At 43.8% G+C, this 12885-nt stretch carries 16 protein-coding genes; 9 read left to right on the top strand and 7 right to left on the bottom strand.

All coding sequences use genetic code 11. The features are described from left to right. Positions 1-134: 134 nt before the first annotated feature. From PBN151_RS27115 to PBN151_RS32395, 4 genes are all read left to right on the top strand, one after another. Positions 135-893 carry a MerR family transcriptional regulator gene (locus PBN151_RS27115; RefSeq protein WP_072731731.1) on the top strand — a complete coding sequence of 253 codons (759 nt, stop codon included), beginning with the start codon at positions 135-137 and terminating at the stop codon, positions 891-893. Positions 894-895: 2 nt separating this feature from the next. Continuing rightward, complete coding sequence (locus PBN151_RS27110) at positions 896-1093, top strand: hypothetical protein (protein ID WP_072731730.1); 198 nt, start codon at positions 896-898, stop codon at positions 1091-1093. A gap of 39 nt (positions 1094-1132) precedes the next feature. After that, entirely contained in the window at positions 1133-1477 is a 345-nt protein-coding gene (locus tag PBN151_RS27105) for a hypothetical protein (RefSeq protein ID WP_072731729.1), read from the top strand. A gap of 95 nt (positions 1478-1572) precedes the next feature. Beyond that, positions 1573-3651 carry a serine hydrolase domain-containing protein gene (locus tag PBN151_RS32395; protein ID WP_072731727.1) on the top strand — a complete coding sequence of 693 codons (2079 nt, stop codon included), beginning with the start codon at positions 1573-1575 and terminating at the stop codon, positions 3649-3651. 100 nt (positions 3652-3751) lie between these two features. Here the strand turns inward: PBN151_RS32395 and PBN151_RS27095 are convergent, their stop codons facing one another. The 4 genes from PBN151_RS27095 to PBN151_RS27080 form a co-directional block, all read right to left on the bottom strand. Further along, a complete protein-coding gene (locus tag PBN151_RS27095; RefSeq protein ID WP_072731726.1) occupies positions 3752-4447 on the bottom strand; it encodes a hypothetical protein in 696 nt (231 codons plus the stop codon). Next, positions 4444-5340 carry an ABC transporter ATP-binding protein gene (locus tag PBN151_RS27090; RefSeq protein ID WP_072731724.1) on the bottom strand — a complete coding sequence of 299 codons (897 nt, stop codon included), beginning with the start codon at positions 5338-5340 and terminating at the stop codon, positions 4444-4446. Before PBN151_RS27090 ends, PBN151_RS27095 begins: the two co-directional genes overlap by 4 nt. Continuing rightward, the gene (locus PBN151_RS27085) at positions 5337-5708 is read right to left on the bottom strand and encodes a GntR family transcriptional regulator (protein WP_072731723.1); all 372 of its coding nucleotides are present in this window, start codon (positions 5706-5708) and stop codon (positions 5337-5339) included. The genes PBN151_RS27090 and PBN151_RS27085 overlap by 4 nt, the downstream gene beginning before the upstream one ends. Before the next feature lie 230 nt (positions 5709-5938). Further along, positions 5939-6373: a DUF3995 domain-containing protein gene (locus PBN151_RS27080; protein ID WP_072731722.1), complete on the bottom strand. Its 435-nt coding sequence runs from the start codon at positions 6371-6373 to the stop codon at positions 5939-5941. A gap of 220 nt (positions 6374-6593) precedes the next feature. On the opposite strand from PBN151_RS27080, the gene PBN151_RS27075 reads away from it, so the two are divergent. Beyond that, on the top strand, positions 6594-7082 hold the full coding sequence (locus PBN151_RS27075) for a tetratricopeptide repeat protein (protein ID WP_072731721.1): 489 nt from the start codon (positions 6594-6596) through the stop codon (positions 7080-7082). Positions 7083-7309: 227 nt separating this feature from the next. Here the strand turns inward: PBN151_RS27075 and PBN151_RS27070 are convergent, their stop codons facing one another. After that, entirely contained in the window at positions 7310-8566 is a 1257-nt protein-coding gene (locus tag PBN151_RS27070) for an MFS transporter (protein WP_072731720.1), read from the bottom strand. A 235-nt stretch (positions 8567-8801) separates the two neighbouring features. Between PBN151_RS27070 and PBN151_RS27065 the strand changes: the two genes are divergently transcribed. From PBN151_RS27065 to PBN151_RS32605, 3 genes are all read left to right on the top strand, one after another. Next, on the top strand, positions 8802-9398 hold the full coding sequence (locus PBN151_RS27065) for a TetR/AcrR family transcriptional regulator (RefSeq protein ID WP_072731718.1): 597 nt from the start codon (positions 8802-8804) through the stop codon (positions 9396-9398). A 70-nt stretch (positions 9399-9468) separates the two neighbouring features. Continuing rightward, a complete protein-coding gene (locus tag PBN151_RS27060) occupies positions 9469-10170 on the top strand; it encodes a Type 1 glutamine amidotransferase-like domain-containing protein (protein WP_072731716.1) in 702 nt (233 codons plus the stop codon). A gap of 154 nt (positions 10171-10324) precedes the next feature. Further along, complete coding sequence (locus tag PBN151_RS32605) at positions 10325-10492, top strand: aminotransferase class I/II-fold pyridoxal phosphate-dependent enzyme (RefSeq protein ID WP_139295437.1); 168 nt, start codon at positions 10325-10327, stop codon at positions 10490-10492. Between the two features lie 84 nt (positions 10493-10576). Here PBN151_RS32605 and PBN151_RS27055 read toward each other — a convergent pair whose 3' ends face one another. Continuing rightward, positions 10577-11290 carry a PDZ domain-containing protein gene (locus PBN151_RS27055; RefSeq protein WP_072731715.1) on the bottom strand — a complete coding sequence of 238 codons (714 nt, stop codon included), beginning with the start codon at positions 11288-11290 and terminating at the stop codon, positions 10577-10579. Further along, the gene (locus tag PBN151_RS27050; protein ID WP_227775136.1) at positions 11290-11607 is read right to left on the bottom strand and encodes an ArsR/SmtB family transcription factor; all 318 of its coding nucleotides are present in this window, start codon (positions 11605-11607) and stop codon (positions 11290-11292) included. Before PBN151_RS27050 ends, PBN151_RS27055 begins: the two co-directional genes overlap by 1 nt. Before the next feature lie 225 nt (positions 11608-11832). Here PBN151_RS27050 and PBN151_RS27045 point away from each other — a divergent pair, with 225 nt between their 5' ends. Next, complete coding sequence (locus PBN151_RS27045; protein WP_072731714.1) at positions 11833-12882, top strand: phosphotransferase enzyme family protein; 1050 nt, start codon at positions 11833-11835, stop codon at positions 12880-12882. The last annotated feature ends 3 nt before the right edge of the window (positions 12883-12885 follow it).

Below are 12885 nucleotides of genomic sequence, written 5' to 3'. Positions count from 1 at the left end.
GGAATAGGGTACTACTGGAATCAGCATTTCTCCATATCTAAGGTGAGATGCTGTTTCTTTCTGTTTTCAAGCCTTGCCTATGACGTTACGTCATAGTGTACATTGAAGGTAATATGACGAGAGGAGATGTCCTATTGAATGAACACATGTATACCGTTAAAGCTTTTGCAACACTAACTGGTGTTACAGAACGCACGCTTCATTTTTATGATCGGAAAGGGTTGATGGCTCCTTCTAGTTACAATGAACATGGACATCGTCTGTACAGTAAGGATGACATTTCAACCATGCAGAAAATTATTACTCTCAAATATTTGGGGTTTTCTTTACAGGAAATCGCGGATTACCTTGCGAACCATGATTCACCTCAAATGCGCGATACACTGCAAAAGCAGAAAGCTATGCTCGCGAAAAAAAGAGAAGAGCTTGATTATGTAATCAATACGATTACGCGGGTGGAACAGATTATGCAAGATGAAGATTTAGACAGTGACCTGTTACTAGCGATCATCCACTCGATCCATCGTGAAAAGGAACAAGAAGAGTGGCTATCAGACCGATTGCCACAATCAGTTATCGAACATGCGCTTCTAAAGCATCTTTCCCCACAGGAACGACTAAAATTCGAGAGGGAAATGCTCGCTATTGTGAATCAATTGCAGCATTATTGCAAATTAGGAGTATCGCCATCCGAAGTAGTGGTTCAGCGTACCATCGAGCACATGATTACGACTATGAATGAACACATTGCACCACATTATCAGGAGAAAATAGCGGAGTTAGATCTCGATGATCATTCGCGGCTTTACGTGTCCATATTCTCCAAGGAAGTAGAGTATTACATCAAAGAGGCCGTAAATCGATTTGAGGAAAATCAGTTAAGGAGGAGCTGAAGATGTCAAGCATCGTATCAGATGTACGTCATCTAATTATGATTTGGATGAAGAAACCAGGTAAGGAGCGGGGAGAGGCATTCTCCTATCATCAACATTCTCAGTTCAAAACTATGGCCGTCTTTTTATCCATTTTACTTATAATCGAAGGTGTATTGTTTCATTTTCTCGTACAAATGTGGAGTGAACTTGCTGCATAGATCCTTTCAGCTATTAATATCTATGGACTGTTCTATCTGATGGCACTATATAAATCTGCGAAATACTTGCCACACCTAGTTGTGGACAATCGAATCATTATTCGTTGTGGTTATCAAAACAGGATTGAAGTGCCCCTGAACAATGTTGCCGTCATACAGAAGGCCAAAGAAATCAGCATGGGAGAGAAAATTCCGAAAGATATGCATTATGCCGTCATTATCTGTGATTCCCCACAATACGAAATTGTTCTAAAAGAACCAATCGAGACAAAAGGGTTGTTCGGGAGGACGATCTTGAAACGTTCCGTGGTATTCAGGTGTGATAACCCGGAAGCTTTGCTGCTGAAGCTAAATCAAGGGATCCAACATGCTAATGGGGGGTGATTCGTCGAGATAAATCAGATGTTACTGGAAATAACTGAACTTTCTTAGCGTTCAAACGTACTATCCTATAAGTACATAATTGGGGAGGCATAAGAATGAAGAAAAGCTTGTCTTTGGTATTGGCAATAAGTATGGTTGTTGCAATGCTTGTTCCGACGAGCGCAATGGCCGCAGCTTCAAATGGGGGCTTGAATTACTCCGCTACTAAAAAAGTTGCTACTGAAAAAGCTTCACTGCTAACGGACACTTTCGGTACGACAAGTATTCAATATGCACTCATTGATCATGGGAACATCGTAGTATCTGGGCAATCCGGAAAAAATGATGCTCAAGGAAAAGTACCACTGTCGAAAAACACGATGTATGGAATCGGATCAACCAGCAAGGTGTTTACCACGGTAGCCGTTATGAAATTAGTTGAAGAAGGAAAGGTAGATCTAGATACCCCTGTTGCGCAATACATCCCTGAATTCACAATGAAGGATGAACGGTATAAGAAGATTACACCACGTATGCTGTTGAATCACTCTTCGGGGCTCCGGGGATCAACGTTAGGAAATAGCTTCTTGCTTGGGGACAATGACACGATCAACCATGATACGCTGCTGGAGCAATTGAAGAAGCAGACGCTGAAGGCTGATCCAGGTGCATTCTCTGTTTATTGCAATGATGGATTTACATTAGCTGAAATTCTGGTAGAACGGGTGAGTGGAATGGGCTTTACTAAATTCCTTCATCAATATATTACAGAACCAGCAGCTATGTCTCATACGAAAACACCATTGGACAATGTAGATAAAACAAAGTTTGCAGGCACGTATCACCCTGCATATGAAGGACAGCTCCCTACGGAAAACGCCAATGTCATCGGTGCAGGTGGGATATACTCGACGGCTGAGGATCTTGTTCGTTTCGCGCAAATCTTTACAGGGGAGAATGACAAAGTATTGTCGTCTACATCTGTGAAAGCAATGCGTCAAGAGGAATATAAGCGAGGATTCTGGCCAGAAGGAGAAGTCGACACGATCGTGAATTATGGACTTGGCTGGGACAGTGTAAATCTCTATCCATTCAATAGATACGGTATTCAAGCTGAGAATAAGGGCGGCGACACGATCATGTATCATGCTTCGCTCGTTGTACTTCCAGAACACAATATGGCAGCGGCCGTCTTGTCTTCGGGTGGATCCAGCTCGACAAATGCGATGTTGGCGAACGAGATGGTGCTGCAGGCATTGAAAGAGAAAGGTACGATTAAGGAGTTAAAACCTGCTAAATCATTCGGCAAGCCGAAGAAAGCGGCAATGCCAGCTGATGTTGCCAAAAATGCAGGTTATTATGCGTCTACCAATGTTGTCATGAAAGTAGCGATTGCTAAGAGCGGTGAACTGTCAATCACTTATAATCAAGCACCTGACATGCCCGCAGCGAAGTATGTATATACAGCAGACGGCACATTTATGGATGAAGAAGGCACGACGAAGATAAGGTTCGATGCGAAAGACAATGGACGCACCTATTTATGGCAAAGTATGTACTTAGATGTACCAGGACTTTCTCAACTAGCTCTGACTCAGTATACTGGTGAAAAGCTCGAGAAAAATGATATCTCCAAAGAAGTTGAGTCCGCATGGACGAATCGCATAGGCAAAAAGTATTTTCCGGTGAGTGAAAAATATAGCTCAATCGCTTATCTACTTATGGACGGGGGTAAAATCAATAAACACGCCGAACTGCCTGGTTATGTGGATGATAAGACCATTACAGGCCCGGATTCGGCAAGTAATCAGGTGCAAATCCCAGCTATGGGCGGAAGGGATACTATGGAATATCAGTTCTTCACAAAGGACGGAGTGGAGTACTTAGATAGTTCAGGGTATATTATGGTATCAGAGGATACAATTAAGCCATTGTATCAAGGTTCGAAATCTACTGTAAGCATTCAAGAGGATGGTTATGCAAGATGGTTTAAGCTGCCAAAAGCAGTTGCTGGGAAGAAGCTGACCGTTAAGACAATGCCTAAGCAATCTTCATTTGCAGTGTACAATGAGCAGGGGCAAGTCGTACAATTCTCCTTATCGTCAACAGGGAAACAAGGAATTGAACTGCCTAGCGGTGGTACCATTGTATTTGCTGGTGAAGCGGGAGCTAAGTTCGAAGTCTCGATTAAATAAGTAAAAGTAATCTTTTCTTATACGAAATCATGAGTCACTAGGTAATGATTTAGCTGAAAAGCCGCTGGATATATATCCGGCGGCTTTGTTTGTTGATATGCTAAGCAATTGTTGTTCTTCGGATCATGATGAAGGAAAGTAACGAATAGAAAACCGCCAAGGCGAATAAGCAAGAAGCAAGCTGCGCAGCTGAATGGCTGCCGATCCATGTGAATATGCTGCCCCACCAGTTGTAGTACGTGCAGAGATAACTGAAGATGGAGAAAATGACAAGCATGACTGGGAACAAGATGAACATTCCCATGCGGCCATAACGACGGAAGAACATGGCAATGACGAACCCTAAGGAGCAAAGATGTATAGCTGTGCCAAAATAAGTCCACCATTGTTCAAATAAATTTCCGTCTGTAAGATACGGTAGACTAAAGAAATGGAAATTTACGCCTAAGCTCTGTGTAATGCTGCTTTCGCTAATGGACATTAGCATTACAATCGTGGCAACTGTTACGCTGGAAAGCAGTAGCATCAAATTGGTTCCAAAATAGTAGTCTGTTCTGCGGATGCTAATTCCAAATGCGAAGGGAAAGGTTTGAGTAACGGCTACGATGCCGAGAACCAATAGATAGATAAAAATAGAGACCAATCCACCGCTGAAGTAACCTCGTTCCGGTTGGAGCAAATAGCCGACTAACACATTAATCAGAAAACTAGGGAGCAGAACAAAACACCACGGGGCGAGAAACCAAAGTATGTGATCCTTGCTGTACATTTTCATAACGGTTGTTACTCGATTCATCGCGAATCCACCGCCTTGCGATCAGATTTTCTCTTTGTGAGGTGAACAATAAGCTGCTGCAGGGATACTGTTGAGAGATCAAGGCCTAACGATTCTGCTTGTTCTCGGATATGAGGAGTCAGCTTGCCAAGCACGGTTGCAGATAGCAGTCCACCTAACAGCTGACGATCGATGATTGTATTTCCAGAGATGAATGACTCAACTAGTTCCCTCTGACCAACGACGGAGTAGGCACGGCCTCGCAAAGCATCACTTTCCTCATTCAAAATGATCTTGCCCCCATCGATAACGATCACATGCTCTAAAAATTGACTGACTTCATCGATTAAATGTGTGGACAGCACGATCGTTCGCGGATGTTCCGCATAATCTTCAATCAACCGGTCGTAGAACAAGTTGCGAGCCACTGCATCAAGTCCAAGATAGGGTTCATCGAAAATGGTCAGCGGAGCTCGACTTGCCAATCCAATAACAATGCCAACGGAAGACAGCATGCCGCGTGACAGCTTCTTGACTCGTCTCTTCAAGGGAAGATTAAAATCATTCAGCAGCTTAGATGCAAATTCTTTATCCCAATTCGGGAAGATGGAAGGGCAGAGATCAATCACATCAATGACTCGAAAGCTGTCTGGATACTTCTGGCTTTCTTTAATGAAGCAAATCTTGCTCAGAACGCGATTATTCTCATAAGGCGACTCCCCGAACACATACAGTTCACCGCCGCTTGGAAACGATTGTGCAGTCAGCATATGCATAATGGTTGTTTTTCCTGCGCCATTGCGCCCAAGCAGGCCATAAATTTTGTCAGCTTCTAGTGTAAAGCTAACATCGTGTACGACAGTAACATCACCGTATGACTTGGTTAATCCCTTCACTTCAGCAATGGTTCTCATTTCGTTCGATCTCCTCTCTGAATCAAGTCTGTTAATTGTTCCCTGGAAATGCCAAGCTTCTCTGCTTCGCGAATCATGGAGACCACATACTGTTCGTAAAAAAGTTCTTTCCGCTTTTCCATGAGTTTTGCTCTCGCTCCTGTCGATACAAACATGCCTATCCCACGCTTTTTGTACAAAATGTTCTCATCAACCAGCAAATTGACACCTTTGGCCGCAGTAGCGGGATTGATTTGAAAAAAGGAAGCAAATTGATTCGTTGAAGGGACTTGTGATTCTTCAGGCAATCGACCTTCGATGATGTCATCCTCAATCCGTTCGGCAATTTGCACAAAAATGGGGCGGCTGTCGTCCATCATAACTGTCATATCTACACCACCAAACTGGTTAATTACTCATGTAACTAACTATATAACTGATGGTGTTATCTGTCAACCCACATTTACCCAGTTTTCTGATTTGGTTCGATGCTGCAATCTTGTTCGTTGAATAGGAATAAGGGGATGTTCTAACGCTGAAGGAAATACAAAGACTCGCAGCCGGAAGGGGAAGCGAGTCTATTATTCGCAGTATGTTGTATGTAGAAGGAATCATGGTTTTATTGCTGCGTTCCACCAAAGAAAATAGATAGTAGAAATGCAAACGATAAGAAAGTACATAGAGGCACATACAGCCAGGTATCCATTTTTGCAAATTTCGTGTTGCTGATTCGCTTGAACAACCCGACATAATTGAAGTCGCCTATGACTCGCAAGGCGAATACGACAGCGCATATCCATGCGCCTGCTTGCAGGAGAACAGCATTGAAACGAAATGAAATGTAGGATGCGCGCATAAGTAAAATGACGGCTGAAAGGGCAAGAAGAACAGCAATGAGCAGGGTCATTCCCGGTCGTGGAGAGAATGTGCGCTTGCCATTTTTTTCGGGAATTACAGTTGTTGTGCCCCATGTACCACGGCATGCCCAATATACATGGAGCAGGCTGATGAGATATAGGATACAGGCCGCAACAAGACTGATTACTGATACCATCAACGATTCCTCCTTTTTTACTGAATGTAGGTTTGAGCGATGATATTTGCTGAAAGGCAATGCTGATTGACAAAGAGAACGGTAAGAGCATATTAGATTGATAACAAAAGTTCTTACGTGATAAGATGGTTGTAATTATTTCTGGTAGATGAAGAAATGATTGCTAATTTCATTATAGATCCATTTATCAATTGGTCAATAAGGGAGAAGAACGGTAGAAATGGAAAGCACATATGAAGAAGCAGTTCAATTGAGGGCTCAAGGGCAAGCCGGGCAGGCGATAACAATCTTTGCACAATTGCTGGAGAAGGACCCGAATAATGCCGAGTTGCTGTATCAAATGGCATGCGCACACGATAACTTAGGATTAGAGAAGCAGGCGGTGCCCTATTATGTAGCAGCTCTTCGCAATCAATTAGGTGAATCTCATCGACCTGGAGCTTTATTAGGCCTAGGAAGCACCTATCGGACACTGGGCCAATACGAAGATGCGAAGGAGATATTGGCACAGGGTGTGAGTGAATTCCCGAATCATAGAGAGCTTAAGGTGTTCTATGCAATGGCACTGTACAATGTTGGTGAGCATGCAGAAGCGATGAAATTACTGCTGACAGAGCTAGTAGATACGACGAATGATGCAGGAATCGCTAGTTTCGAGAAAGCAATTCGTTTCTATGCAGATAAATTGGATCAAATATGGGACGAGTAGACAAAATGAGTTTTCATTTATGTCTAGAATGGCATACCTGAAGAAGCAGGATTTAGTCATGCTTTAAAACGCTCACGAAGAAGCAAGCTTGTGGTATGTTGTGCAGATACCCGAAGAAACATGATTCTGTCATGTCTCTTCGGGAAATACGTTTTTTGGACTTTTTTCGAGTACAGATTTCGTTTTCTACGTATACTCTGATCGTATCCTTTCCTCAATTCCTCTTATCAACAATCATATGTTTTGTTGCTCGGCACATTCATTGAATGATCTGAACTTGGATCAGAACTTGCTACTGCAAAGTTGTATGCTGAGCGAAGGGTTTTATAACCGCCCATCATAATGCCAAGCGCAAGCACACCAGCTGCAATTGCCACCGTGAACCCCATATGTACACCAAAATGATCCACCATCCATCCAGCAATCGCAGAGCCAAGCGCAACCCCGATACCAAGTCCTGTTGTTGCCCATGTCATTCCTTCGGTTAACTGATGTGAAGGAACGATCTTCTCCACCAATCCCATCGTGATAATCATCGTAGGTGCGACGGACATACCCGCAAAGAAGACAGTAATCGCCAATGTAGTTAGATTGTTGACGAAGAATAGAGGAAGCAAGGTTACCAATGCAAGACTAACCGCAATTGCAAATTGACGATACAACGGTATGTTGATTGTAAGTGTGCCGAAGATAAGACCTGCCAAGCATGATCCGATTGCGTAGACAGACAGGACGTAGCTGGCTGCGATGGTGTTCCCCTGTTGTTCGGCAAAGGCAACACTTACAACATCCACGGTTCCAAATATCGTGCCGATTGCAGCAAGTGTAAGAGCAAGCAAGCGCAATGCACCGATTTTGAACACAGATCCCTGACTCGTGTTATGCTGCAGCTGTACTGCCGGTTCACTGCTCTTGTGCATCGTAAATAGTACAATGCCAAATGCCATAAATAAGCATGCGGCGAGAGGGCCAGCTTCTGGGAAAACGGACACGCATAATCCAACGGAAATGACAGGGCCGATAATGAAGCAAATTTCATCGACGACGGATTCAAAGGAATAAGCAGTATGCAGTTTGGGCGATCCCCGATACAGCTCCGTCCAACGTGCACGCACCATTGCGGGCATGCTGGGCATGCAGCCAGCCATGATTGCGAACAGAAAGAGCGTCCAATCGGGCGCGCCTAATCGTGCACATAGCAGCAGAGCCGATATGGAGATAATGCTTAACGCTGCTGCGGGACGAAGAACTCGTGATTGCCCCAACCGATCAACCAATCGGGATATTTGCGGGGCAAGCAGCGCCGAAGCGAAGGCAAAAGTGGCAGCGATGGCTCCAGCGAGACCGTATTCTCCGCGCATTTGAGCAATCATGGTAACCAAGCCGATTCCAGTCATAGAGATCGGCATTCTAGCGATAAATCCAGCGGCAGAAAAAATATGAGAACCCGGAGCAGCAAATAATTCTCGATAAGCACGTAACATATTACAATGTTCCTCCTAGCTGAAATAGGGTAGTTTCCATTTACATACGAAGCGTATGCAATTATAATATTCACATACGTGGTGTATGTCAATAACAATCGAGGAAAAATGCGGTATGAAATGTCTCGGATCTGTATGTTATAAATCTTGTTAATTTCAAATTTTATTGTAGAATAGAACGAAATATAAAACTGAGCTAGCATCGTGCAAACAGCATAACGGTGCAGGAGGGAACATGGTTCGAAAAGCAAGAAAAGAAATGATCGAGGAGACAAAGGGAAAGCTGCTTGAAGCGGCAAGAGAAGCGTTCGGAACAATCGGCTATGCCAATACGTCGATGGATGAGTTAACTGCTTCCGTAGGATTGACGCGAGGTGCGCTGTACCATCATTTTGGCGATAAGAAGGGTCTGCTTGCGGCAGTTGTTGACGAAATTGATCAAGAGATGGATAATCGCCTTCACGATATTTCGAATGCGGCAGCAACGTCATGGGAAGGCTTTGTTGGTCGATGCCGTGCGTATATTGAAATGGCAATTGAGCCGGAAATTCAGCGCATCGTACTTAGAGACGCGCCTTCCGTTCTTGGGAATGGATTTACTCATCCTTCTCAGTCTCAATGCTTAGCGACAATGGCAACAATGCTTCAGCAATTTATGGACGAAGGAATCATTGCGGTTACGGATAGTCATGCATTAGCACGGATGTTGAACGGCGGGCTTATGAACGCAGCCTTCTGGGTAGCTAATTCTCAGGATGCGGAGAAGGAGCTGGCCGTTGCGTTGCACAGCTTGGGAGTTGTATTAGACGGGTTGCGGATGAAATCAAAGTAGCTGAATCGATCATGTAAATCAATGAGATCTTTAAAAGATGATGAATAAGTAATCTCAGGAGGGAACGATGATGAAGCAAATTATTGCAATGGGAGGCGGAGGATTCTCGATGGAGCCGGAGAACCCTCTTCTGGATCTGTATGTCTTGCAGCAAGCTAGTTCGGAAAATCCGAAAGTATGCTTTGTGCCAACAGCAAGCGGAGATGCGGATGGGTATATACAGCGGTTTTATAAGGCATTTGGAGAACATGCATGTGAGCCTTCCCATCTGTCATTATTCAACCCTCCGACGACGGATTTGGAAGACTATGTGCTGAGCAAAGACATCATGTATGTTGGCGGCGGCAATACACGCAATTTGCTAGTGTTGTGGAAGGAATGGGGCTTGGATGCCATTCTGAAGAAAGCATGGGAGCAAGGCATTATTTTGGCTGGGTTAAGTGCTGGTTCCATCTGTTGGTTCGAAGAAGGAGTAACAGATTCAGTACCCGGGGAGCTGACCGGATTAACTTGCTTAGGGCTTTTGCCGGGAAGCAATTGTCCGCATTATGATGGGGAACAAGAGCGGAGACCCAGCTATCATCGGTTAATGCAGGAAGGCATGGTTGGACATGGCATAGCTGTTGATGATGGTGTAGGTATTCACTATTTGGATCGGAACATACATCGAGTGATCAGCTCCAGACCGCATGCAAGAGCCTACTGCGTAGAATCTAGAAACGGAGTCATAACAGAAAACGGGCTAGTTCCCGTGTTCTTAGGTGAATCATAGGTGAATCATAGGTGACACATAGGTATGACATAGGAAAACAAAGAGAAATAAAGAGAAATAAAGAGAAACAAAGAGTAGCACATAGAATCTAGAGAGACCTAAAAAAGTAAAAACTATAAAAAGAAGAGAAAGAAATAGAGAAATATAGAGAGATATCTCAGCGAAAACCATTCAGGCGCAATTGAGAACGCAAGGGATACTCGTACGCCATTTTATGATGCCTCGAACGGAACATTTCCTAAGAGTGTCAATCGGAACAGAAGAAGAGATGGAGCGATTTGTTGAAGCCTATGAAGTTATCTTGAAGCATTCAACCTCGTAAAATTCCATACATCATTCAAATAGAAGAGCAGATCGTTAGATAAATAAACGATCTGCTCTTCTTCAATTCTATTTGGAATGATGCTTATACGCAATATGGAACAGGATAGCTGCCAATGCTGCAAGTAATGCTAATGATATCTTCGTTACGCCATACGGTTAGACTAACTTGCTCATCAATCGCCAGTTCACAGATGGCTGCTTCCAAGTCAGAGTAGCTAGAAATGGTCTTGTTGTTGATGTTCACTATGATGTCACCAGGTTGGAGTCCAGCAACAGCGGCTGGGGAAGAATCCTTAACCGACAATACCTTGGAGCCAGCCGGCTGCCCGTCTTGCGGATGAACAGTCATATGCTGAATGCCGATCCATGTTCTCCACATTTTATCTCGTGAATCCTGACCGATCTCGTATACGTTCTTCAAGTTGTGAAGGAAGAGAAGGGTTCCATACGCCATATTGTCGGCAATCGCTTGTCCCGCATCTCCAAAAGGAAGTTCAAGGCGGTACTCGATTGAAACTCGAACGCCAGCAGCCTCTTGGGTAAGTGTGGTAATGGTCAACGACATATCCTCGCCTTGCAGAATGAAATGCTTGCCGTGTTCAATTTCAGTAATGACGCCTGAAGTGCTCGCTCCCCATCCATGATCCAGTTCCATTCGACCGCCAACACGGAAATCAACACTTGCTTCCTTGGCATACCACCGAGTTAATTGCTCTGCTTCTGTTAATGCGCTCCATACCTTCTCAAGGGGTGCTTCGATCAGCATATCTCTCTTTACGGTTTGTAAGCTATTCATTAGTTTTCCTCACCTTCCAAAAATGTTTTGAGTCGAGTTAAGCGATCTCCTAATATGTAACCCATATCTTGCAAAAGGGATTGATAGGCAGATTGCAGCAAGGCTTGCTCCAAACGGTAAATTCGATATTTCCCTTGCTTCTGCTCGCTGATCGCTCCTTCTTCTAATAAAATTTGCAAGTGTTTTTTAACGGCGGGTTGAGAGATGTCGAAAAACTGAACGAAATCCGATTGCGTTCGATCTCCTTGCGCAAGCATATGAAGAATCGTTCTGCGTGTCGGGTCACTTAGAACACGATAAATATCCGTAATACTCACCTCACATATAACCACATGGTTATATATTATTCAATGAAAAGGCCATTGTCAACAAAATCATTAACAAAATTTACATTTAATTTGGTAATATATCACTTGTGTGTGACTGTACATGTGAAAGAGTTGTTTAATAATTTGATATTTTCAAGGCAGATAGGCAGATTTATAGGATTCTATGTCGTTAGAAAATAATTAGGAAATATTTCTTGCGAGGGTGGCCAGATTATGATTACGAAAATGCATGTGGAGAACATGTTGCAGGAGTATATGGATGATACCGTTGATTCCTATCGATTGATTGATAATAGTTGGGAAGATGAACACAGGTATGTCGCGATCGTCAGCATGACGAGTGGAGAAAACATCGTTTTAAAGTGCTATAGCAATTCGTATACGGACAGCAGCAAGGTCGATGGGTGGGCCCATTTAGCATCTGTGTACCGCCGAAATGGCATTGCAACTCCACAATTTTATTGTTCGAAGAATGGCGCTTATGGGTCTGTCATGACAATCGACAATAAACAGTTCCATTACTGGGGAGAAGAATTCATGACTGCTAAGACAATAGATGATTTGGAGATCGACTTAGAGGATTTGGGCTCTGAATTTCTGTATCAACTGGGAGCCTGCATAGGGAGCATGCATTCCGCTGCCAAGCGAGAGAGGATCGAATATGCATGGAGCAGCCCGTATGTTCTGCTAGATACAGACGAGGAAAACTACAGTGATGCACTGTCTTGGTATGAGCAGCTGAGGCATACGCCAGCAGATGTTCGATTGGTAGAAGAAATATGGGAGATCTACAATCGCAAGCGCAAGCAACTAGAGGCGATATATCCATCTTTGCCTGCAGGCGGTGTGCAAGGTGATTTCTCGACAAATAATATTTTAGTAGATGAAGAGAAGGGATTTGCAGGAATAATTGATTATAATTTGGCTGGCAATGACAAATTCGTGACGTATATGATGCAGGAAGGCATTTTTCTTAGCTTTGAATGTTATAGGAAAGAGTGGTTGCATCGAGAAAAATGCGCGTATATGGAGCAGCGCTTTAAGCAATTTTACAGCGGTTATACCCAGCAATACTCGTTAACAGATGCGGAACGGGGTGCCGTTAATATGCTGTATAACATCATTCGGCCATTCCGTATGGATAAAGTGGACACGACGCTTCGTATTGCAGAAGAGGGGTTATGGCAAGAAGTCAACGAGCGGCTGCGCTGGATGCAGTACGAGCTGACTCGCGACGATATATTGGAATTTTTGGAAAGCTAGCAG

Origin of the sequence: Paenibacillus sp. NAIST15-1, from assembly GCF_001894745.1 — a bacterium.
Taxonomy (GTDB): Bacteria; Bacillota; Bacilli; order Paenibacillales; family Paenibacillaceae; genus Paenibacillus_B; species Paenibacillus_B suaedae.
The sequence above is the reverse complement of the archived record's forward strand: the minus strand, read 5'-3'. Positions and strand labels throughout refer to the sequence as shown.